The sequence below is a fragment of the Arthrobacter sp. SAFR-044 genome, assembly GCF_059414985.1.
In genome coordinates, this window is sequence record NZ_JBPFDN010000008.1 from 43,038 (window position 1) to 65,836 (window position 22,799).

Annotated in this window: 16 protein-coding genes and 3 tRNA genes; 14 read left to right on the forward strand and 5 right to left on the reverse strand. The window is 62.5% G+C overall.

Features of this window, described 5'->3' with window-relative positions; translation table 11 throughout:
* The first annotated feature begins 28 nt into the window (after nucleotides 1-28).
* The 4 genes from ACR65J_RS13415 (at nucleotide 29) to ACR65J_RS13430 (ending at nucleotide 6,053) form a co-directional block, all read left to right on the forward strand.
* Nucleotides 29-2,863, forward strand: a complete 2,835-nt coding sequence (locus tag ACR65J_RS13415) for a PEP/pyruvate-binding domain-containing protein (protein ID WP_440169715.1) — start codon at nucleotides 29-31, stop codon at nucleotides 2,861-2,863.
* An 87-nt stretch (nucleotides 2,864-2,950) separates the two neighbouring features.
* Nucleotides 2,951-4,102, forward strand: a complete 1,152-nt coding sequence (locus ACR65J_RS13420) for a LolA family protein (protein WP_440170130.1) — start codon at nucleotides 2,951-2,953, stop codon at nucleotides 4,100-4,102.
* Nucleotides 4,103-4,147: 45 nt separating this feature from the next.
* Nucleotides 4,148-5,179: an ABC transporter ATP-binding protein gene (locus tag ACR65J_RS13425; RefSeq protein ID WP_440169717.1), complete on the forward strand. Its 1,032-nt coding sequence runs from the start codon at nucleotides 4,148-4,150 to the stop codon at nucleotides 5,177-5,179.
* Nucleotides 5,169-6,053, forward strand: a complete 885-nt coding sequence (locus ACR65J_RS13430) for an ABC transporter permease (protein ID WP_440169719.1) — start codon at nucleotides 5,169-5,171, stop codon at nucleotides 6,051-6,053. The genes ACR65J_RS13425 and ACR65J_RS13430 overlap by 11 nt, the downstream gene beginning before the upstream one ends.
* 46 nt (nucleotides 6,054-6,099) lie before the next feature.
* Here ACR65J_RS13430 and ACR65J_RS13435 read toward each other — a convergent pair whose 3' ends face one another.
* From ACR65J_RS13435 to ACR65J_RS13450, 4 genes are all read right to left on the reverse strand, one after another.
* On the reverse strand, nucleotides 6,100-7,584 hold the full coding sequence (locus tag ACR65J_RS13435) for a C40 family peptidase (RefSeq protein ID WP_440169721.1): 1,485 nt from the start codon (nucleotides 7,582-7,584) through the stop codon (nucleotides 6,100-6,102).
* A 184-nt stretch (nucleotides 7,585-7,768) separates the two neighbouring features.
* Nucleotides 7,769-8,689 carry a cation diffusion facilitator family transporter gene (locus tag ACR65J_RS13440; protein WP_440169723.1) on the reverse strand — a complete coding sequence of 307 codons (921 nt, stop codon included), beginning with the start codon at nucleotides 8,687-8,689 and terminating at the stop codon, nucleotides 7,769-7,771.
* 10 nt (nucleotides 8,690-8,699) lie between these two features.
* Nucleotides 8,700-9,128 (reverse strand): metallopeptidase family protein, encoded by a 429-nt coding sequence (locus ACR65J_RS13445; protein WP_440169725.1) that lies wholly within the window; start codon nucleotides 9,126-9,128, stop codon nucleotides 8,700-8,702.
* 9 nt (nucleotides 9,129-9,137) lie between these two features.
* Nucleotides 9,138-10,115, reverse strand: a complete 978-nt coding sequence (locus tag ACR65J_RS13450; protein ID WP_440169727.1) for a DMT family transporter — start codon at nucleotides 10,113-10,115, stop codon at nucleotides 9,138-9,140.
* A gap of 79 nt (nucleotides 10,116-10,194) precedes the next feature.
* On the opposite strand from ACR65J_RS13450, the gene ACR65J_RS13455 reads away from it, so the two are divergent.
* Nucleotides 10,195-10,878 carry a DsbA family protein gene (locus ACR65J_RS13455; RefSeq protein ID WP_440169730.1) on the forward strand — a complete coding sequence of 228 codons (684 nt, stop codon included), beginning with the start codon at nucleotides 10,195-10,197 and terminating at the stop codon, nucleotides 10,876-10,878.
* 40 nt (nucleotides 10,879-10,918) lie between these two features.
* Here the strand turns inward: ACR65J_RS13455 and ACR65J_RS13460 are convergent, their stop codons facing one another.
* A complete protein-coding gene (locus tag ACR65J_RS13460) occupies nucleotides 10,919-11,935 on the reverse strand; it encodes a PHP domain-containing protein (RefSeq protein ID WP_440169734.1) in 1,017 nt (338 codons plus the stop codon).
* 164 nt (nucleotides 11,936-12,099) lie between these two features.
* Between ACR65J_RS13460 and ACR65J_RS13465 the strand changes: the two genes are divergently transcribed.
* The 9 genes from ACR65J_RS13465 to ACR65J_RS13505 all read left to right on the forward strand — a co-directional run bounded on the left by ACR65J_RS13465 (nucleotide 12,100) and on the right by ACR65J_RS13505 (nucleotide 22,762).
* A tRNA-Glu gene (locus ACR65J_RS13465) sits at nucleotides 12,100-12,172 on the forward strand.
* A gap of 90 nt (nucleotides 12,173-12,262) precedes the next feature.
* A tRNA-Asp gene (locus ACR65J_RS13470) sits at nucleotides 12,263-12,336 on the forward strand.
* Between the two features lie 48 nt (nucleotides 12,337-12,384).
* Nucleotides 12,385-12,460, forward strand: a tRNA-Phe gene (locus ACR65J_RS13475).
* Between the two features lie 296 nt (nucleotides 12,461-12,756).
* Nucleotides 12,757-13,080, forward strand: coding sequence for a hypothetical protein (locus tag ACR65J_RS13480; RefSeq protein WP_440169736.1), 324 nt, complete (start codon nucleotides 12,757-12,759; stop codon nucleotides 13,078-13,080).
* Nucleotides 13,081-13,561: 481 nt separating this feature from the next.
* The gene (locus ACR65J_RS13485; RefSeq protein WP_440169738.1) at nucleotides 13,562-14,413 is read left to right on the forward strand and encodes a DNA-methyltransferase; all 852 of its coding nucleotides are present in this window, start codon (nucleotides 13,562-13,564) and stop codon (nucleotides 14,411-14,413) included.
* 388 nt (nucleotides 14,414-14,801) lie between these two features.
* The gene (locus ACR65J_RS13490; protein WP_440169741.1) at nucleotides 14,802-16,313 is read left to right on the forward strand and encodes an AAA family ATPase; all 1,512 of its coding nucleotides are present in this window, start codon (nucleotides 14,802-14,804) and stop codon (nucleotides 16,311-16,313) included.
* A gap of 26 nt (nucleotides 16,314-16,339) precedes the next feature.
* Nucleotides 16,340-18,337 (forward strand): hypothetical protein, encoded by a 1,998-nt coding sequence (locus ACR65J_RS13495; RefSeq protein ID WP_440169743.1) that lies wholly within the window; start codon nucleotides 16,340-16,342, stop codon nucleotides 18,335-18,337.
* Between the two features lie 133 nt (nucleotides 18,338-18,470).
* Nucleotides 18,471-20,384: an ATP-binding protein gene (locus tag ACR65J_RS13500; RefSeq protein ID WP_440169746.1), complete on the forward strand. Its 1,914-nt coding sequence runs from the start codon at nucleotides 18,471-18,473 to the stop codon at nucleotides 20,382-20,384.
* 89 nt (nucleotides 20,385-20,473) lie between these two features.
* The gene (locus ACR65J_RS13505; RefSeq protein WP_440169748.1) at nucleotides 20,474-22,762 is read left to right on the forward strand and encodes an nSTAND3 domain-containing NTPase; all 2,289 of its coding nucleotides are present in this window, start codon (nucleotides 20,474-20,476) and stop codon (nucleotides 22,760-22,762) included.
* The last annotated feature ends 37 nt before the right edge of the window (nucleotides 22,763-22,799 follow it).

The following is a 22,799-nucleotide window of genomic DNA, read 5'->3' on the forward strand; positions in this document are numbered from 1 at the left end:
TGCGGGCAGCCGGCAGGGAACCGCGGACATGACGCAGGACAGCACAGCTGGTGACGGGCCCGGCGGGCTGGTGCTCGGCCTGGGCCACCTCAGCGCCGGGATGCTGGCGCTGGTGGGCGGCAAGGCAGCCAACCTTGGCGAGCTGCTGTCCGCCGGGTTGCCCGTTCCGGAGGGCTTTTGCCTCACCACTGCCGCATACCGCCAGGCAATAGGCGCCCCCGATGCCTTGCTCCCCGCATTGGCCGGGGTATACGCCACCCTGCTGGACACGGCAGGGTCCGCCCACGGGGATCTGCCCGACGTGGCCGGGCTGGCCGGAACGGCACGGGCGGCAATCCTTGCAGCTCCGGTTCCGGCAGCCGTCGCCCAGGCCGTGGAACAGGCCTACAGGGCACTGGGGCCCGATGTTCCCGTGGCAGTCAGGTCTTCGGCCACCGCTGAAGACCTGCCCTTCGCCAGCTTCGCCGGTCAACAGGACACCTACCTAAACGTCGTGGGAGTACCCGCGGTGCTGGACGCCGTCCGGCGGTGCTGGGCGTCGCTGTGGACCGACCGGGCGGCCGCGTACCGGACAAGCCTTGGGATCGACCCGGCGGCCGTGGCGCTCGCGGTGGTGGTCCAGAGGATGGTGGACGCCGAGACCGCGGGCGTGATGTTCACGGCGAATCCGCTCACCGGCAGCCGCCGGCAGGTGGTGATCGACGCCAGCCCCGGCCTCGGCGAGGCCGTGGTCTCAGGCGCCGTCAATCCTGACCACTTCGTGGTGGACGCCCTGACCGGCAGGGTGCTGGAACGCAAACCCGGCGACAAGGGCGTGGAGATACGGCCACTTGCCGGTGGCGGGACTGAAATGCGCCGGCTGCAGGGTGCCCGGGGTACGGCCTGCCTTCCGGACAGCCAGGTAGTGGGCCTGATGCGGCTGGGGCTGCAGGCCCAAGGGCATTTCGGTGCCCCGCAGGACACCGAGTGGGCTGTCGACGGAGCAGGCGCGCTGTGGCTCACCCAGTCCAGGCCCATCACCACGCTCTACCCGGTCCCCAAAAGCAACGGTGCTGCCGGCAGGGTTCCGCAAGGTGCGTCCGGCCTTGGCGGGACAAGGGCGTACCTTTGCTTCAGCCTCGCGCAGGGACTGACGCGGCCGCTGACGCCCATGGGCCTCGCTGTTGTCCGCCTCATCGCCTCCTCCGTCGCCACAGCCGCGGGCTTCCCTGTTCCTGATCCCCGGGGAGGGCCGTCCCCCTACGCCGAGGCGGGGCAGCGGATCTACGTCGACTTCACCACTCCCATCCGCAGCGCCGTGGGCCGCCGGCTCGTTCCCCGGGTCTTCGACATCATGGAGGCGCGGACGGCAACAGTAATGCGGCAGCTGTTCGCGGATCCCGCCTTTTCGGTGACCACCAGGACGCCCCTCGGACTGCTGCGGCACGTCGGGCCCGCGGCCATCCGTGCAGGAGTCCCCGCCACCTTCCTCCGCGCGCTGGCCAGGCCCGGCACGGCGCTGCGCCGGTTGGACCGGTTCACCCGGACGTTCGAGGCATCCCTGGCTCCCGGCCCCCGCGCCACCGCACTGGAACGCCTTGACCACGCCGAGTCGCTGGTGGGATCACGCCTGTTCCCCATCGTTCCGGCCATCCTTCCGCTTCCCGCCCTGGGCTTCGCCATGCTGGGGATGGCGGGGAAACTGCTGGGAGGCGACCCGTGGGACGAGCTGCAGCCGGTGATCCGCGGACTGCCCAACAACATCACCACCCGGATGGACCTGGAGCTGTGGGACCTCGCAAAGGCAATCCAGGACGACGCCGAATCACGCACCGCCCTGATGACGTGCGATTCCGCCGCCCTCGCGGCCGCTTTCCAGGCCGGGCAGCTGCCCGCGCGCCTGGACGCAGGCCTGGCCAGGTTCCTGGACCGGTACGGCCACCGGGCAGTTGGCGAGATCGATGTCGGACTGCCCCGGTGGTCGGAGGAGCCGGCACACATCCTCGGCATCCTCGCCAACTACCTCCGGCTGGACGACCCCGCCATGGCGCCGGACGCCCAGTTCACCAAGGCCGCCGAGGACGCCGAAGCCCAGGTAGACCGGCTCGTTGCCCAGGCCGCCGCCCGCGGCAGGATCCGGGGACGGCTGGTGCGCGCCGCCCTCCGCCGGGCGCGGCTGTTCGCCGGCTTGCGGGAGCTGCCGAAGTACCAGCTGGTGGTTGGCCTCGGGGAAGTCCGTCGGCAGCTGCTCTTGGTGGGCACGGAACTGGAGCAGGCAGGCATTGTGGAACGCCGGGACGACGTGTTCTTCCTGGACTTCGCGGAGGTCCGCCAGGCCTTGGCGCGAACAACCGGGGGCAACAGGGCGCCGGCCCCGGACCTGCGGGCTCTCGTGGCGGCGCGGCGCCAGGATTACGCCCTGGAGCTCAGGCGCCGGCACATCCCCCGGGTGCTGCTCTCGGACGGCACCGAACCCGAGGCGGTGCACGCCGTCGGACCCGCCGCGAACGGAACCCTGGCAGGCAGTCCGGCCTCTGCGGGAACGGTTACCGCTGCGGCACGTGTCATCCTGGACCCCGTCGGAGCGCGCCTGGAACCGGGCGAGATCCTGGTTGCACCGTCCACCGACCCGGGCTGGACTCCGCTGTTCCTGACGGCAGGAGGACTGGTGATGGAGATGGGCGGACCCAACTCCCACGGCGCCGTCGTGGCCAGGGAATACGGCATTCCCGCAGTTGTTGGAGTGGCAGACGCCACCGGCCTGATCAGCACGGGCCAAAAGATAACGGTCGACGGCGGTGCGGGAACGGTGGTGCCGGAGCGTCCCGGTACTCAGCAGGACGGCCGGGCGTCCAAGGGCACGGACCCACCGGCACGGGCGTAGTCTTTATCTATGGGCTCCGAAAGGCTGGATTCCAGCGGACCGTTCCAAAACATACAGGTGCAACGAAACAGCACCCCAAGGCGCAGGATGTGGCTGCGGTGGCTGCCCGCCGTGGCGGCTCCGGTGGCCATCGCCTCCGGTGCCCTGGTCGGTTCCCTGCCGGCCGGCGCCAGCGATCCGTTGCCCGCCAAGACACCCGCGCAGGTCCTGGAACTGGCAGCCAGCCACCAGGTGAAGACGTTCTCGGGGACGGTGGAGCAGTCCGCCGAATTGGGGCTGCCGGAGTTGCCGGCTGCCGGGAAGCCGTCCGGGTCAGCATCCGGACCTTCGTCCGCAAGCAGCGTGGCCTCGGTGATGGAGTTGCTCTCCGGCAAGCACACCGCGCGCATTTACGTGGACGGTAAGGATAATGCCCGTGTGCAGGTAATGGACCAACTGGCCGAACGGGACGTGGTCCGCCACGGCAGCGATGTCTGGCTCTACTCCTCGAAGGACAACACGGCAGCACACCTGGCCCTGCCCGCGCACACCCAGGACGCTGCCCAGGGGAAAGACCCTGCGCTTGCGGATGAAACGCAGGGCGCACCCGGCATGCACACTCCCGCTGAGCTGGCCCGGCAGTTCCTGGCCAAGGTCGACCCCACCACTGCCGTTTCCGTGGGCCCGGACGTTTCCGTTGCCGGGCGCGCGGCCTACAACCTGCTGATCGAGCCCCGCACGGACGCAACGTTGGTGGGCAAAGTGGCCATCGCCGTCGACGGTGCCAGCGGGATGCCGTTGTCTGTCCAGGTGACGGCGCGCGGTGCGGACAAGCCTGCGTTCGCCTCCGGCTTCACCAGCCTTTCCCTGGACGCACCGGACCCGTCAGTCTTCGCCTTCACCCCGCCGCCGGGCAGCACCGTCAAGGAACGCCCGGTGCCGGAGAAGTCCCATGATCCCGCCAAGTCGCATGATCCTGCCGATGCCCATGGTCCGGCTGCCATGCGCGGCGATCCCAAGGGAAACGTCTCCGTCACCGGCAACGGCTGGGAGACAGTAGTGGGCACGGCGCGTGGATCGGCCTCGGCGGCCGACACAGTGCTGCAGGACCCGCTGCTGTCCCAGGCCGCCGTCGCCGTACCCGGCGGCCGGCTGCTCTCCACGGCCCTGCTCAATATCCTGATCACCGACGACGGCCGGATCTTCGCGGGAATGGTGCCGCCGGAGAGGCTGCAGGCCGCAGCAGCAGCGGCCCAGTAAGTGCGGGCGGAACGGGGGAGTGGCAGCCGGGCCGGGGCTGGCCCGGTGCCTGCCGGCCTGGCGATTGAGACCCGGGGCCTCAGCAAGCACTTTGGCCAGCAGGCCGCCGTCGACCGCGTGGACCTGGCCGTCCCGCACGGGACGGTCTTCGGTTTCCTGGGGCCCAACGGCTCCGGCAAGACCACCACCATCCGCATGCTGCTGGGCCTGGCAGCCGCATCCGCAGGGACAGTGAACCTGCTGGGCCAGGAGATGCCGGACAAGCTTCACGAGGTATTGCCGCGCGTGGGCGCCCTGGTGGAAGGCCCGGCCTTCTACCCCTTTCTGTCCGGCGCCGCCAACCTCCACCGGCTCGACTCCGCCAGCCCACATACCGTGCCTGCCACCCGCAAGGCCCGTGTCCAGCAGGCTCTGGAGCGCGTGGGCCTGGAACACGCCGCAGGAAAACGCGTGCACGCGTACTCCCTGGGCATGAAACAGCGGCTGGGCATAGCCAACGCATTGCTCTCGCCACGGGACCTGCTGGTGCTGGACGAGCCCACCAACGGGCTGGATCCGCAGGGCACCCGCGAGGTGCGCAATCTGGTGCGGTCGCTCGCACACCAAGGCACCACCGTTTTCGTGTCCAGCCACCTGCTGGCCGAGGTGGACCAGATGTGCACCCATGCTGCCGTCATGAGCGCGGGAAAGCTCGTGGCACAGGGACCCTTGGCGGAGCTGCGGCAGGCCGGGAGCACGCGCCTCCGGCTGGTAACACCCGACGGCGGCGCAGCGCGGCAGGTCCTGGCCGGGCTGGGGCTGGCACCCGGTCCCGGGGACCCTGATGCTGCCCAGCCTGGGCGTCCCGTCCTTCCCAGCCGCCAGGAGCTGCCGGAACCCCGGGGCACACAGCCGGACGGGGAGACGATCGTGGCGGCGCTGGGTGCTGGCGCCCCGCGGCAGGCGGTGCTTCCGGAGGATGTCGTGGCGCACCTGGTCCAGGCCGGCGTCCGCGTCCGGGGCTTCGCCGTCGAGCGTGAAAGCCTTGAAGACCGCTTCGTTGCCCTGACCGGGGAAGGATTCGACGTTGCCCAGTAGCGTTCCCGCCGACATACCGGAAACCGCCAAAGCCACCCGGACGGCCGCTGCGCCGCGAAGCTCAGGACTGTCCCTGTTGGGCTCGGAGCTCAAGGTGCTGTTCATGCGCCGGCGGACCTGGGCGCTGCTCCTGGCGCTCGCTGCCATCCCGGTCCTCATTGCCGTGGCCGTGAAGGTTTCCTCCACGGTCCCACCGGGGCGCGGTCCTGCATTCCTTGACCGGATCACCCAGAACGGGCTGTTCGTGGCCTTCACCGCCATGCTTGTCTCCGTCCCGTTGTTCATGCCGCTCGCGGTGGGGGTGGTGGCGGGGGACACGATCGCCGGGGAGGCCAACCTGGGAACCCTCAGGTACCTCCTGGTGGCGCCCGCCGGGCGGGTGCGGCTCCTCCTGGTCAAGTACGCGGGCGCGCTGGCCTTCTGCGTCGTGGCTCCAGTGACCGTTGGCCTCGCGGGTGCAGCCATCGGGGCGGCGCTGTTCCCGGTAGGCCCGGTGACGCTGCTCTCCGGCGGGGTGGTCCAGCCCGCTGAGGCTGCCCTGCGGATTCTGCTGATCGCCGCGTACCTGGCCGTGTCGCTGGCCGGGCTCTCGGCAATCGGACTGTTCCTGTCCACCATGACGGTGGTCCCCGTTGGAGCGATGGCCGCCACCGTGGTGGTCTCGGTGGTTTCGCAGGTCCTCGACCAGCTTCCCCAGCTGGAGTGGCTGCACCCGTGGCTCTTCAGCCACTACTGGCTTGGCTTCGGCGACCTGTTGCGCCAGCCCATGGTGTGGGATTCCTTCGCCGACAATGCCCTGCTCCAGGCCGGCTACGTTGCAGTGTTTGGCGCGCTCGCCTACGGCCGCTTCGTCACCAAGGACATCCTGAGCTGACGACGGCGGCGGGAGCCTTGAGTTCCCGCACCGCCCAGGCTCCTGGTCAGTAGCGGGCAGCGTACGGGTACAGGTCCATGCCCACCATCGAGCTGATGGTGGAAACGGTGATGCCTTCCTGCGGGTTCAGGGCCTGTACTACCTGGCCGTTCCCCAGGTAGATGGCCACATGGTAGAAGTTCGGAGCGGATCCCCAGACCAGCAGGTCGCCACGGCGCGCCTGGGAGATGGGAACGTGGACCGGGGCTGCCGCATACTGCTGCGAAGCGGTTCGCGGAAGGTAGGTGCCGGCCGCAGCGAAGGCATTTTGCACCAGGCCGGAGCAGTCAAAGCCGTAAACGCCCGTGCCGCCCCACTGGTAGAAATACGGCGCGCCCACCTTGCCTAAGGCAACGGAGATGGCTGCCTCGTACGTGCCTGAGCCGGTGGGAGGCGCGGGTGCCGGGGCGGGAGCCGGTGCGGGAGCCGGTGCGGGCGCTGGTGCGGGAGCTGGAGCAGGGGCCGGTGCGGGTGCCGGGGCCACGGGAGCAGGCGCAGGCGCAGCGGGCGCAGGCGGCGGAGCTGCCGGGGCAGGAGCAGGTGCAGCAGGGGCTGGCACCGGAGCCGGAGCGGCAGGGGCTGGGGCTGGTGCTGCAGGCGCTGTGTCCTGGCCACCGCTGTTCTGCCCTGCACTGTTCTGGCTGGGGGCCCGGCCTTGCGCGGCGTTGTCCTGCGCTGCCTTGTCGGCGGCGGCGGACAAGGCCGCAAGACGTGCCTCTTCGCGCTGCCGGTCAAGGGCGTCCACCCTGGCCGACTCGAGCGCCACCGTCGTGTTGCGGAGCTGGGCCAACTGGTCCACCAGGATGGTCCGCTGTGCCTTGGCATCGGCAACAGCCTTGGCCTGCGCGGCGTTGGCCCGCTCCGCCTGGGACTTCCGCTGCTCGGCCGTCTTGGCCGCATCATCAGCGGCTTTGGTGGCGTCCTCCGCCGCTGCGGTCAGGGAGCGGTAGGCGGTTGCCGCGGTGTCCGCAGCTTCGAACGCGCGGCTGCGGCTGGCGGAGAGTGCCTCGAGCGTGGCGGCCTGCTGAAGGCTTTCGCTGCCGCTGGCCAGGGTTCCGAGAGTGGGGTTCAGGCCGCCGTTCCGGTACAGGTCACCGGCGAGCTGCCCCACCTGCTTCCGTGTTTTGTCCTGTTGGTCATGGGCGGACGAGGCTTTGGCAGCGGCAACGGTGGCCGCTTCTGTCCTCTGCTGCAGCTCCACCAGCGCCTCGCTGTAGGAGTTGTTGGCCTGCATGGCCACCGCGAACGCTGCCTGTTGGGCTGCGGACGCGTCCGCCAGGATGCCCTCGATGGCCCTGACCTGGTCCGCCGTCGCGGCCTCACTCGCTTTTGCTGCGGCAATGTCGTCCGGCGAGGGAATCTCCGGCGACGCCGGAAGTGCCATGGGGGCGGACGGTGCCGGTACGGCGAGCGCAGGCGTTGCAACGGATGCAAAAAGTACGACGGCGGCGCACAGCACAGCCGTCCTGCGGCCGGATCCGGGTAAAGCCATCTGCAGAGACCTCGCAACGGTAAGGCTGGGAGTGAGGTTCTGGATGCGGCACGGTGGTGCCCCTCAGCTGCTCGCCAGCAGTCCGAGGCTACGTGACGACTTGCACATTAGCAACAGCAGTCACATCAATAACATAAACCACAACAATGTCATTCTCCATGGAATTCCGCGCGGTGTGTCGGGGTCAGGCGTGCTGGTGTTCCTCGTGCTCGGAGTGGCTGGCAGGCTCCAGCTGGAAGGTGCAGTGGTCGGTATCGAAATGGGAGCCCAGGCAGGTGATGAGCTTGTCCAGCAGCTGGTCGGCGCCCCGTGCGTTGAGCACGCCGTCCTCCACCACCACGTGGGCCGAGAAGACGGGCACCCCGGAGGTGATGGTCCAGATGTGGATGTCGTGGACGTCGGTCACGCCGGCCACCGAAAGGATGTGCTCGCGGATTATCTGCACCTCAACTCCTTTCGGGCTGGCCTCCAGCAGGACATCCACCACGTCGCGCAGCAGGCTCCAGGCCCGGGGCAGGATCATCAGCGCGATAAGGACGGACGCGATGGTGTCTGCTGCCTGGAAGCCGGTCACCATGATGACCACCGCGGCAATGATGACCGCCACCGAGCCCAGGAGATCACCCAGCACCTCCAGGTAGGCGCCGCGGATGTTCAGACTCTCGTCCTGCGCGGTACGCAGGATCAACAGCGACACGAGGTTGGCCACGGCGCCGAGGACGGCGGCAAACAGCATGATGTCCGTGTGCACCTCCGGTGGTGCCCCGAACCGGCGGACCGCCTCGGTGAAGATCACCACGGAGATCACTATCAGGATGAGCGCATTCGCCAGGGCCGCCAGTACCTCTGCGCGCTGGTAGCCGTAGGTCCGTTGGTCGCTCGCGGGGCGGCCCGCGATCCAGGCGGCAAGCAGCGCGATGGTGACGCCGGCGGCGTCGGAGAGCATGTGCCCCGCGTCTGCGAGCAGGGAGAGCGAACCGGAGAGCACCGCCCCCACGATCTGGATAAGGACGACGCCAAGCGTGATCCCCAGGACGGCCACCAGCCGTTTCCGGTGCCGCCCGGTGGCGGTGATTCCGTGGCTGTGGCTGTGGTCGTGTCCCATGCTTACAAGGCTAGCCCCAGCCCAGCTCGTGCAGCCGGTCGTCCGAAATGCCGAAGTGGTGGGCGATTTCGTGGACCACGGTGACGGCCACTTCGTGAATCACGTCCTCCCGGGAGGCGCAGATCGCCAGGATAGGTTCGCGGAAGATGGTGATCCGGTCCGGGAGGGACCCGGCGTCCCACCATGAATCGCGCTCCGTCAGCGGGACGCCTTCGTACAGTCCCAGCAGGACGGTGTCCGGATCTTCCCCCGGCGCGGGCACGTAATCGTCGTCGATGAAGACCGCCACGTTGTCCATGGCACGGGCCAGCCGTTCCGGGATGCTGGCCAGGGCGTCCTGGACTGCCACCTCGAACTCGTCAGGAGGCATGGTGAACCCCGGCGGCCCGTGCGGGCCGTCGGGAATGATGGGCAGTCCCCGGGGGAGGCTGGCTGGCATACCCCGACTCTAACGCGCAGGCCGCTGCTGGTTGCGGGGCGCCCGAGTCCTGCGCCGGGTCAGTCCCACTCCCACCAGGCATACCAGCCCGCCCACCAGCCCCCAGGCTGTGGGGATCTCACCGAGCAGCAGCCAGGAGATGAGGACAGTGGTCCCGGGCACCAGGTAGGTGGTGGCGGCCAGCTTCCCGGCGTCCACCAGTGACAGCGCGTAAGCCCACGTGGTGAAGGCGATGGCAGTGGGAAAAACGCCAAGGTACACCAGTGCCCAGGTGGCCTGCGGAGGGGCGGCCTGCACTTCGGACGCCAGTTGCCCGGCGAACGGCAGGCAGCACAGTGCGCCCACCACGATGCCGAACCAAGTGGCCTGCGCCGCAGGGAACTTCCGCACTACCGGCTTCTGGATGATGACGCTGACTGCGGCGAGTACCGCCGCGAGGAGGCAAAGCGCCACGCCTGCCAGGTCCGTCGTCGAACTTTCCCCCGGGGTACGCGGCTGCCCCGAGCCCAGGGCGATCAACGCCACGCCCGCGAACGCCACGGTGCTGCCGATGAGCAGCCACCGCGGGAAGCCCTCCTTGAGGAAGACGCCGGCCATGATGGCCACCAGGATGGGATTGACATTGATCAGCAAGGCGCTGGTGCCTGCGTCCAGGATGTGCTCTGCGGCGTTCAGGGCAACGTTGTAGCCGCCAAACCACATCACGCCGTAGGCAAGAATGGGCAGCCATTCGCGCCCCTGGGGCAGCACCCGGCTCCTGAGCAATTGCGGTACCACCAGGACGCCCAGAACGACGGCGGCAACCGCCAGCCTGCCCAGCGTCAGCGAGCCGGGGGAGAAGTGCGGGCCGATGGCGCGGATGCCGACGAAGGCGGAGGCCCACAGCACCACGGTAACCACCATGGCCGCCACGCCAAGCGCCTTCACGGGTGCAGCTGCTGCTGCGGGCGGAGTCAGAGGTTGGCGGGCGGGACTGGTGGAAGGCATGAGACAAATGTACGGCGGGCGCAGGCACCAGGCTGGCGGAAATCGGCCACGTCGGTGCCCCCGGGCTAGGATGCGGACCATGTCCTCTCCTTCGGTTCCCGCCCGTGATACCCCGCGCCTTGTCAGGAAGATCATCTGGATCGCACTGGCTGTCATTGTCCTGGGCGGCGTTGCCTGGTACGCCATCTTCACCGCCACCAAACCGCAGCAGGCAGCGCTCCCGGCCGCCGGCGCTGAACAATTGGTCCGGGCTGACAGCCACCGGCTCACCACACCCGCCGAAGAGAAAGCCCAGCTGGTGGAGTTCCTGGACTTCGAGTGCCCGTCCTGCGGCGCAGTCCATCCTTTCGTGGAGGAGCTCAAGGCGGAGTTCGGGGACAGGATTACGTTCGTCAACAGGTACTTCCCGCTGTCTGCCCACCCCAATTCCGGCCAGGCGGCCTTGGCGGTGGAAGCGGCTGCGCAACAGGGCCAGTACCAGCAGATGGCCGCCAAGCTGTTCGAAAACCAGTCGGCGTGGGCCGGCAGCCAGCAGTCGCAGGCCCCGCTTTTCCGTACCTACGCTGAGCAGCTGGGGCTGGACCTGGTGCAGTTCGATGCCGTCGTCGCAGACCAGAAGACGGAGGATCGCATCCTGGCCGACATCGCAGACGGCAATGCCCTCGGGGTCAGCGGCACGCCCACGTTCTTCCTCAACGGCGGGAGGCTGACGCTGTCCACCAAGGCGGACTTCCGCCAGAAGCTGGCAGATGCCGTCAAGTAGCGCTGCACCGCGCTGACACTGCCCCGGGCGGGAGGTGGCGCTATGTCCCGCCAGCCCAGGCAAGGAGCTTGTCCACTGGCCAGGTGGTGATGATCCGATCGGGCGGCACGTCGTTGCGGGCTGCCCGTTCGGCACCGTACTGCAGGAAATCCAGTTGCCCCGGTGCGTGGGCGTCGCTGTCGATCGAGAACAGGCAGCCGGCCTCCAGTGCCAGCTGGATCAGGGCGTCGGGCGGGTCCTGCCGCTCGGGGCGGGAATTGATCTCCACGGCAACGTTGTGTTCCGCGCACGCTGCGAACACTTCCTTGGCATCGAATTCCGACGGCGGCCGCGTCCCGCGTGAGCCTTCCACCAGCCGGCCGGTGCAGTGGCCCAGGACGTTGGTCTGCGGGTCCTGGATGCCGCCCAGCATCCGGGTGGTCATGGTCTTCCGGTCTGACCGGAGTTTTGAGTGGACGCTGGCCACCACAACGTCCAGGCGCTCCAGCAACTCCGGCTCCTGGTCCAGTTCGCCGGATTCCAGGATGTCCACCTCAATGCCGGTCAGGAGCCGGGTTCTTCCGCCGTTGCCGTTGATGCCTGCCACCACGTCCAGCTGCTCCCGCAGGCGCCCGGCTGACAGCCCGTTGGCGATCGTGAGGTTGGGGGAGTGGTCGGTCAGGGCCAGGTATTCCCTGCCCAGCACCTCAGCGGCGGCCAGCATCAGCTCAATGGGGGAGCCGCCGTCGGACCATTCGCTGTGGCTGTGCAGGTCGCCACGCAGCGCGGCCTGGATGTCCGTCCCGCCGGACGCCAGCGGCTGGCTGCCCTTCTCCCTGAGGTCCGCCAGGTAGTCGGGGACCTGCCCGTCCACGGCCTGCCGGATCACCGTGTAGGTCCGATCTCCGATTCCCTTCATGGACTTCAGCCGGCCGCTCCGGGCGCGGGCGGCCACTTCGTCCGGGCCGAGGGGGTCGATGGCGGCCGCCGCCTTACGGAAGGCCTGGACCTTGAACGTGGCGGCGCGTCCGCGCTCCAGCCAGAAAGCGATCTCGTTGAGCGCAGCGACGGCATCCATCCGTCCATCTTTACCCGGACTGCGGCCCAACGGCGCGGTTTTTCGCCGATTTTGGAATATTCCCGGTTAGCCCCTATAGTTTTAGAGTCCAGTTCGGAGAAACGCAGAGGACAAAGACGGAAAGCCCAGCTTGACGCCTTTTATTTTGTTCCGAACGGGTTCTGGCCCCCATCGTCTAGCGGCCTAGGACACCGCCCTTTCACGGCGGCGGCACGGGTTCGAATCCCGTTGGGGGTACGCAAGGAACTGGTCAAGCAGGCTAAAAAAGTCTGGTAGGCTGGAAGCCTTGAAAAAAGCGGTAGAGATACTGCAAAGCAAGAAACGCAAGGCCCTGTAGCGCAGTTGGTTAGCGCGCCGCCCTGTCACGGCGGAGGTCGCGGGTTCAAGTCCCGTCAGGGTCGCTCTGATTGTTGGAAGAAATTCCGGCTGTCATGGTGACTAGTCACCTAGGCTCTGTAGCTCAGTTGGTAGAGCGTTCGACTGAAAATCGAAAGGTCACCGGATCGACGCCGGTCGGAGCCACCAGCTAAAACCCCGTTGTTCCCCGCAATACAAGGGAACGACGGGGTTTTTTCGTCCAGCACAGGCATGCAAAATTCGTCCTGAGTCGGACAGGTTCAGGTTCCTTCTGAAGCGAACCTCTGGTATCGCCTTGGTAGACGAGCGGCAGTTGAAGCAGCCTGGCGGCTGCGGACAAGCGCTGGAGGACGACGTGATGGGTGAGGTTGCAGGGGATGCTTCCGCTTGCTCGGCGCGCAACCCTCCGCCTACATATGTGAGCTGAAATTTTTGGAACCTGAGATGAGGAGTTGGCTGGCAGGATGAGCGAGCAGTTGTTTGATTTTGGGGACGACACTAGTGCTGATGCTCCGGTGACAGAGAGCAAAGACTTCCCCATTCGCGATTACCAGGTGGCGCAGATCCGCGACGCGTTCTCCCATGCGGGGGTGATGGACCAGGCTGAACGGAAGTCGATTATCGAGTCGTGCGTTTTTCGCGAAGTTGCATCAGTGCGGGACGTGCGTGCGGACGAGGTACGACGGATACTACAACGTATCGATCAGCGTGTGCGGGCGGCAGGACGTCCAGCAGGCGGCAGCGCTTGGGATGATCGCGAAGAAGACACTTGGATAGACAAGTTGTAGTTTGTGCACGCTTGGACGGGCTTTCCGAAGCTTGGGGCCGGTTCCCTCGAAGCATTGTCAGTGCCTGCTGTTAGGTTTCTTGCATGACCCGGCGGGAAGGGGGCGCGCGTAATGCGGAACTATAAGAAGTCGGAATGTCAGACGGGTCGGCGCGCCCTGTAGTTACGATTGAGAACTGGGCGGCCGGAGGAGTCCGCCCAGGCTACGACATCTCGTATGTCCCAGAGGGCGCCACCTCGCAGTAAAACGACGGGCTTGGGGAATCCTACGGACCTGACTTTCCAGGTGTTGACAGTATTCGAATTTACGCCGAGCACCTCCCCGACTTCGGCTGCTCCAGCGAGGAACTGAACGTCTTCCATCTGACAAAGGTATCTCGGGAGTTAGAGCGTTGTGATCAGACAAACCGTCGGAGATGTCTTACACTGAGACCAGACACAGCGACGCATTAGCTGTCGTTAGAACTTCTATGAGGACTTACATGGCACAGGCTGTACCCGAACAATCGGAGCTAGCACCGTTTGCTACCGGCCACCGCGGCCTGCAGAGGTGGACCCTATACAACGGTGACTGTCATGCGGTGTTGCCGGAACTGGCCCCTGAGTCCGTCGATTGTGTCGTCACGTCGCCCCCGTACTTCTGGCAGCGCGACTATGACGTCGATGGCCAGTTCGGCATGGAGCCCTCTATCGATGGGTTCGTCGATAACATAGTCCAAACTTTCGAGGCTTTGAAACCCGCGCTCAAGGCCAGTGGCACAGTGTTTCTGAACTTAGGCGACACGTACTACAGCGCCAAGGGGCGGCCGCACGGTGAAGACAAGAAGCATAAAAGCCGGCGAATGTCGCAACTGCGGGCCGTTGACGGACCGGGGCTCGGATTACCACGAAAGTCATTGATCGGCATGCCGTGGCGTACCGTGCTCGGCTTGCAGGAGGCCGGATGGACCCTGCGGAGCGACATCATCTGGGTTCGTAATTCCGCTATACCCGAACCCACCGCCAAGGACCGCCCTTGGAGGAAGTTTGAGCACATCTTTCTCCTAAGCAAGAGTCCGCGTTACTTCTTCAACAGGGAAGGCCTTGCGGGCGAGGAGGATGTTTGGTTTATCGAGCCGGAACGCAAGTCCCTGGCAAGAGGGACGCACTATGCTCCTTACCCGCGCGACCTTGTACGAAGGGCAATCTCGGCCGGTTGCCCTGAGGGGGGCGTAGTGTTGGATCCCTTTGTAGGTGGAGGAACCACCATGGACGTAGCCTTGGACGAGGGTCGAGATGCCATCGGGATTGAGCTTAATCCTGCGTTCGCAGCGGGGATTGCTGCTGCTTTGTAATCAAGGTTGAATAGATTGATAGCCTGTCCACGTGCCATACGTGAGCCTGGAACTCCTACAACTGTCTGCCGCTGAACTTCGCGGATGCCATCCGCTAACCCTGATCAGCATTCCGGCGCTGTTGCGTCAGGCATCGATCGATCGCTCAGCTCCTACGGAGCTTCGCCCATTTGGCAGTGGGCAGGAGAATGCTCTACTCAAATGTTTTCGTGTAACAGAGGGTCCCCGGCCATTTGTCGGAGTGTGGAATGAGAAAGTACCGCCCCAGTTGGTCCGCGCGGATTACGCTGGGTCAACTCTTCAGCGACAGAGGACGCGAGACTCAGAGGCCAGGGCAGCCTTCGTCGATGACAGTAGCGCATCGAAGAAAAAACGGGAGAAGTTCGCTTTGAAGGCCGATGCCGGCAGCGCCCTGTTGGCCATCAACGTTAGGACCGTACCTAAAGCGGCTCTCGCCGCTTGGCTCAGCAGGGATCACGAATTTGCTCCCGGGGCGACAATGCAAGATCTCACGTCCTGGTTTGAAGAAGAATTCCCTACAAAGGGCACCGACCTTGACCTTCTCTACTCGAGCGAGGTTCCAGCCGAGCTCCAAAATGTACAACCGTTTTCCAATGAAAAACCTTCTGCCGACGAAATAATTGACGCGTTACAGATCGATGTGGAAGACGCCCGCCGTCATAAACGTGGAGGTCTAAGCGCAGCTGTTGTCGAAGAGCTGGAAGACGAGGGCTCTATGGATGACTTTCTCTGGACGCGAAACTCGGTAGTGGAGCCGCTGCGAGATGCTGATGTGGAGGGGATAAGCAAGAGGGCATTGGACATACTCAATGCACGTCACGTCTTGCTCCCGGACGCGGAGAACTTGGTTCGACGATGTGTTATCGCTTTACTTGGGGGACATCTAGTGCTTCAGGGGCCTCCCGGCACCGGCAAGACGACCCTGGCGAGGGCTCTGGGTGAGGCCTTCAATGTCGAATTGTTCGAGTCCACAGCAACTAGTGATTGGTCACCATTTCACGTTATCGGCGGGTTCCGCCCAAACGCGGACGGCGGGTTGATGCCTGTCTATGGAAAGATGACAGAGGCAATACTTAGGTGCGCGGACGTAGTTCGAGCTGAGGTCAAGAGCAACGAAGTTGCTGCTCCTGAAGAAGCCCAAGTTCCCAGTGACTCCTCGCGAAAGCAAGCAACTTGGTTGTTCATTGATGAGTTCAATAGGGCGGACATAGATAAGGCCATCGGTTCGCTTTACACGGTCTTGTCCTCCATCGACTCAGGTCATCTCGATCGTTCACCTATAGATCTGTGGTTTGAGGAGGATCCCCGCAGCCAACAGCTTTGGGTTCCGGCTCGTTTCCGTATTATCGCGGCGATGAACGATTTGGACACGTCCTACGTCAATTCACTTTCGCAAGGGCTAAAAAGGCGCTTCCGCTTTGTCACCGTGGGCGTTGTAGGCCTCCGCGGCACGACGGAGTTGCCCGTCTCGACGGAACTTCTTGCGGCTTTTAGAAACGCTTACGATTGGCTGTCTCGCACTTATGGAAAGACAGTGTCCATGGAAAATTCGGAAGATACACTGGCCAAAGTACAGCCGGCGATGGAGACGTTGCAGCAACTGGTAGACACTTTGAGGACGAGTACAGAGGACGGGCCGGGGCTCCCTCTAGGAACAGCGCAAGTCGTAGATGTAATGAGAATGATGCTTCTGGCAGTGGTAGGGGGCGGCAAGGATGCAGCAGGTGCTCTCGATCTAGCTGTAGCGGATGGCGTTGTCCCTCAGATGTCTAATGTCTACATAGGCCAGGGACAGCAGCTCAATGAACTCATGGGGCAGCTCAAGCTCCCCCTCTCTGCCTCGGCTCTAGCGGATCTGTTGCTTCTTGGGTCGGCCTGAGTGGCTGGCGATCCAGGCTGGCAGCGGTGATGGAGGAAGACGGTGCGCAGCTAGTTGGTCTTCCCGAGGGCTACTTTTCCCGAGAAGCTAGGGCCGCAGCTGCTCGCATTGCCTTGCCATTGGTAGCTTCCTACTTCGTTTCAGGACAAACTCAGCTGGCGCCAATTGCAGCTTTCGCCTCTACCGATAAACACTCAGCCCTTGACGCGGCAATCGTGGGCCTTCGACTCCGCGTGGCGCTTGCTATGGGCAGAGAACTTGAAAGCATCCTAAAGGCAGTGGTAGCGAGGCCCAACTTTCGGTATGAGCTGACAAAGTCACAGAGCGTCGGGGCCGTTGTTGGGCAGTTAGATGTCACTGAGTATTCATTGTCCAGAGGAGTCTTGACGGAGACGGCGATCTTCCCCGTCCTGAACATAGAACGCGGCCGAGTCACACCTGAAAATCAACTTGCAACACACGCTGTGATCTGGCTCCTTCAAGAGATTCGGGATACGGCACGGCTCACCAATGTCCCCTTAGATAGCCCCGAGAAACGTGAATTGACCCGGCTCACGAAGGCCTTGAAGCGTTTCCTAGTTCTTCCGCTCTTTACCTCCTGCCTGAAGTCGGTGTCCCATTTCCGTACCGGCCCAGATAGCCAACGCCTAGCCCGCATGGTTAGGACTAGGCTCCGACGCGGTGAAGTGGCGTTCCCAGAGGCTTATAGACAACTTGTGGATTGGACGACTCGATTCGCTGAGGGAACTCTCTCCGAGGAGGGTGCCAAAGAGTGGCTTCACTACGGGCCAGCCTTTGACACTCGGCTCTTCGAACTCTGGTGTGCCAGCCTGCTTGCCCAGACCATAAGCGACGCGCTGCTGTTGGCAGAACCCGACCTCTGCGCCGGCTGGCGGAGCAATGGGGTACTTTACCGCTGGGAAAGGCCCGGGGGCTTGCTCGAGCTGGTGTACCAACGGTCAGTCCCGACCATCACTAATGGCGAACGTCAGCCTCGCTGGAAGCGCACGACTGGGGGCAGAAAGGATCTCGGCGGCATCCCGGATCTTGTGGTCAAGGCCACGAGCGCGGTAGGTGACGTGCGGCTTGTCATCGTCGACCCGAAGCTACGGCAGCGACAAACGGTTCCCACGGAAGAGCTATACAAGATCTTGGGCTACTTCGAGAATTACCAGCTTTCGGCTCAAGCCCTTGGCGCAGTGACGTATTACGAGCCGGTCAAAGAGGACTTGTCCCTAGATACGTATGAAACCCATGACAATGGGAAGCTTTTCGCCATTCCGCTGGATCCGTTGCGTCCGCAAGCTGGTAAGCAGGTTTTGCGACCCCTCGTAGAGTGCATCCTCGAACAAATTGGTTATGTCACTCCACAACAAAGGAACCGCGAGCATGGGCGGGCCGAACAGGAGGGGCGCCCTGAAGCTGTAATTTTATCCAGGCTCGAAGAGCTGAAGTGCGTCGAAGTTACACTCGGTCCTGGACTCGAAGCGTCGAGGGCTCGTGTGGAGATGGCGCTGGGAGAGCGACGGTGGGCGGCATTGACCTCGTCGACGCAGAACATGCTTGCCACATCCGAACATGTTGGCTTCACGCTTAGTCACACTGCAGACTACTCGTCTGCAGTGGTCGGGCTTTGTGCCGCTTTAGAAGTTGTGATGTATGACGCTCTAGCAAGTCCAGTGCTGGAACGAGACTCGAATGCAAACGATGGTCGGCACATTATGCTTGGAGCCCTGATTGACGGAGTTCAACACGGGCTCGTAGGAAAAGGTAACAAGCTTTCGAAAGCCATCGGAGAACATCTTCACAGTGCTGGACTAAACCAGCCCGAACTCGAAAGACTTGTTCCGCTGTGGTGGGACGTGAACCGAGAGTTTCGGATTCCAGCGGCACATCGCGAAACGATGAGTGCGCAACAGTGGAGAAAGGCTTGGCGCAGTCTGATTGGCTCTGGGCAGGTCCTTGGCGCCACCATAGACGTGTTAATGCTCTCAAACAGGAGTTCCGAGAACTTGAATACCTGAGGCCACAGAGGTTCGAAGCCAGGGACAGAAATTCTGCCCTCACGGAGCTTCGCACGCCTCGGTGTCTGCATAAGATGTGAGTCCAAGCTTGCGGTACTAGCAGTTAGAAAGGTGTAGCTCGACTATGGGGCAATTGGAGTCTGATCTGGGGAGCGAGGAGAGAGACTTCCCGGCTGATTCCGGCTCCGAAGCGGGTGCCTCCATCAGCTATACCGTCGTTGAACCGGAATTTGACCTTGACGCACTCTTCGCAGAGATGGAAGAAGTGGACCTAAACCGGGAAACACTCCTGCTGCCTATCGAGAGTGTAACTCTCCAGAAGTTCAAGCAATTCAAAGAAGTTCAAGTCGATATGTCCCCGGGGATAACCCTCATGGCTGGAGGAAACAATTCAGGGAAGTCATCGGTCTTACAGGCTTTGGCAGTGTGGGAGTTCTGTCGTCTTGCAACCCTAATGGAGAAGGGGCCGGAGGGTCTGACTAGGGAACGGGTTGGGTTCCAAGGATTTGGACTGGGTGACGACGAGTTTTCACCGATCAACATCCCTACCCTCAAGCACATGTGGACGAACTTAAAGCCGCAGCAAAAAGAGGTTGGGCAGGACGGATACACACTCAAGATCGGTTGTCAGTGGATTACCGGGCTCGGCCGGAAGCATCTGACTTTCGGGTTATCTCTGGCGAACGATCGTTTGTTCGTGCGCATTGAAGCCTCGAATCTATCGGCATTGGATCGTACCCCTCGAATGGCCTACCTCCCACCGTTCGCGGGTATCACCTCGCGAGAAGGGCGAATCAATGGGGCTGTGAGGAGGCGCCGGATCGGGGAAGGCCTCGCAGGGGCCGTCTTGAGAAATCTCTTGCTCGACATGTACCAAGCGAACGTTCGGAAGCGAGCGGAACTCCTAACCGCGGCAGCTCTTAAGGGCAGCGTGCGGAAACCACGCATCAAGTCAAGGGATTTGGAGGAGCTTCGACGGTCGGACCCTTGGGAGATCCTGCAGCAGTCTTTGAGAGAGGTCTTTGGTGCGGAACTAACAGTGGGGGAGTTCCGGGAGGAGTACCACTCGTACATCCAGGTCTTCGTGACGAAGGGCACGGTGAGTGGACACATTCTGACTGCGTATCCCAACTTCACTAAGCGCGACCTTATGGTGGAAGGAAGCGGTTTCCTCCAATGGCTGAGTGTCTTCGCCCTTGCAACTAATGAGGACGTCGATGTTCTTCTATTGGACGAACCGGATGCCCATCTTCACCCGAAACTGCAGAAGGAGCTCGTGAGGCGCTTGGGACTTATTGTTGCGGGTTCCCAAAAGCAAATCTTTATCGCGACTCACTCGAGTGAGATTTTGCGAAGCGCCGCCGCTGAAAGAGTAATGGAGTTCCGTCCTGGGAGGTCACCTCGATACCTCAGCGGAGACTTCCAAAAGGTGGGAATGCTGGAGGGAATTGGATCTGACTACGCGCCCCACATTGACCGCATAAGGCAGACTAAAAAGGTCTTCTTCCATGAGGGGACTAGTGACCTAAGCGTCCTAAAAACCATTGCGGACACGCTAGGTACACCGCTCAGTTCAGAGTGGGTTCCTTGGAGGACCACCCACGGACAGCGCGAGAGAAAGATGCTCTGGCAGGCGCTCACCGAGGACGTCCCCGGCATCGAAGCCATAAGTCTCCGAGACCGCGACGAAGGGGAGGTCGCTACTGTCGGTCCTAACCTTGAGGATAAGGACTCAACATCGGTGGCGGGCTTCAGGGCCCTTAAGTGGCGGAGGCGCCACATCGAGAACTATCTCCTACTTCCTTCTGCCATTGCCGGTTCCACTGGTTTGTCAGAAGACCAGGTGATCCGGAGTCTCCAAGAGGATCAAGGGATCTTCATCAATGGAGAATTCACAAGATCAAACGCCGCAAGCACATATCTCGAGGCGCGTGGGAAAGCCGTGCTGACGGCCTTCAAAACAGACGCGGTCTCAGTTGCGAAGCACATCGATGCACGGTTCGTCTGTGACGATCTCAAAACTGTTATTGCGGCTCTCCGCAATTAAGCACCCATGGCTCAATGTGTAAAAATGGCAGTACTAATTTGACCTCGGCCAGCGCTAGCAAAGTCGAGCAGGTGACCATTTAGGTAGGAATGTCCCATAACCTTGAGGCGCTTACAGCCTTCGATTTTGAGTCACTTGCAAAGACTGTGCTTGACGAGACTCTAGGAGTCGATCTCGAGATCTACAAAGCTGGCCGGGATAAAGGTATTGATTTACGCCACGCATGGGGTGGCGATGCCGGCCAACTCATCGTTCAGTGCAAGCACACACCTGCAGCTAAAATCGGTACCCTTCGGACACAGTTTAAGAACGTGGAACTCCCGAAGATGCTTGAATTAAAGCCGCAGCGGTACGTTATCTTCACGTCCGCCGGGCTGACGCAAGGAAACAAGGCTTCGCTCAAAGCCGATATGGCTCCTTTTGTTACTCAAGAGAGTGACATCTATGGCAGGCAGCAAATCGAGTACTTCCTGGATACGCACCCAGATGCAGTGAGATCACATCTCCGCCTTTGGCTGTCGAACAGCAGTGTGCTGCAAGCGGCGCTGAATCAAGACGTTGCCCTGCGGTCTGCAGATCTGATACGCAAAATTCGTGATGAACTCAGCATATTCGTTGATACTCCAGCGTTATCAAGGGCCCAGGAAATCCTTAAGAAGCAGCGTGTTTGTCTAATCTCAGGTCCGCCGGGCATCGGAAAAACAACGCTCGCACGTATCCTCTGTGCTGAGCTGATGGCTCTCGGCTATGAGGCCATCCAAGTCACGGGCAGAATCTCCGAAGCACTGAGATTGTGGCAAGAGGACAAGAAACAGGTTTTCGTTTTCGACGACTTCCTAGGACGGTCGGCCCGAGGTGACCAGGTTGAACGAAACGAGGACGACGATATACCCGCTTTCGCGGAGAGAGTTTATGCTGCAGGCGACAAGTACTTCATAATGACTACGCGGGGCTACATTTTAGGTCAAGCCCGCGACACCTACGATCGACTGTCCAGCCCGACGCTGAAGTTTGCTGAGTGTCTTCTAGAAGTACAGGATCTAGACCTGCGGTCTCGATCGCTAATTCTCTACAACCACGTCTGGGCAAGTAAGTTGACGCCCAGTGAGAAGTCCCTCTTTGCTGAGCATGATGTCTACTGGCCCGTCCTAGAGCACAAGAATTACAGTCCCCGGCTCGTGAGCCTTAGTCTGGAACGCTATTCGCGTGAGCACGAGGACAACGCAAAACTTTCGGCCCCTCAAATCATGCTCAGGAATCTCGATAACCCTGGGGAGTTGTGGGAACATGCCATAACTCGACAGCTCGCTGAGGAGCCCAGAGGAATTCTTGACGTTTTCGCCAGTATTGGTGCCCGGCTGCGTCTATCGCAGCTGAGAGACATCTGGACAGATGCGCTGGACACCGGGCATGTATCCACTTCGGAAGACAGGTTCGAGAGGTACTTGGGCGTTTTGGAGGGTGACTTTCTCGCCGTAGGAGGATCTGCCGGCTCTCCCACGATTTCGAGTGCCAACCCATCCATCGACGACTTCATGGCAAGCCGATTGCGAGAAAGACCACGGGTGCTGGCCGAGTTACTAGTTAGGACGCCCTCGTTCCGCCACGTCGAGGGCATTCACCGCCTATTTAGCTACCGCGCAGACTTTGGTGCAGCTGAAGTGGCCAAGTCTCCATGGAAGGAGTTTCTTCAACCGAAGGTGTTCGACGCCTATCACCGCTTGGTTGAGCAGGGCGATCCTCTTGCAGAGTCTGCGGTAATTGATGGGGCCGAAAGGTTCCGAAGATTAGTGCAGCTTTGGAGCGTGGTTTCCACGCAAGTCCAGGCAAAGATTGCATCGGAACTTACAGCTAGCTTGGTTGAAGACAGCGGCAGCAGCATGGACCTCCTTACCCTGGACTCCTTTGGACCGGCCGTGTCGTTGCTCGAAAAGCTAGAGGAGTTACCGGAGGAGCACGGTCTGTATCAGAGCTTGCTTCAGCAGCTAATTGATGTCGTAACAGAAAGCGCGTTCTCGTGGGACGATGCCAGGTCGGCTCTTTCCCACGTTGGGCGGCTATCGACGTCTGACAGCCGGCACCTGGAGTCCCTAATTGAAGAAGCTATGGAGTACATGGTCAGAGACGAACTTGCCTCTTGGCAGGACATCGAAGGTCCATACGATGGGGGAAATTACTCAATGGATCTTGAGAGCATGGTTTCTTACGCGTCAATGACGAGTGACCCAGAGAAGTTCTATCCGGGCTACGAACGTGCAGCTAGTTTCTTGGACAGGGTATCTGAACAGCGAGATCTGGATGCGGAAGGACTATGGCGAGAACCTGCGAAGGCTGGCCCTAGCTTTGACGTCGACCATCTCATGAGCGGTCTCGAATAGCACCCGGAGCGCACCGCCCAGCAGAGTTTGGTTCTCC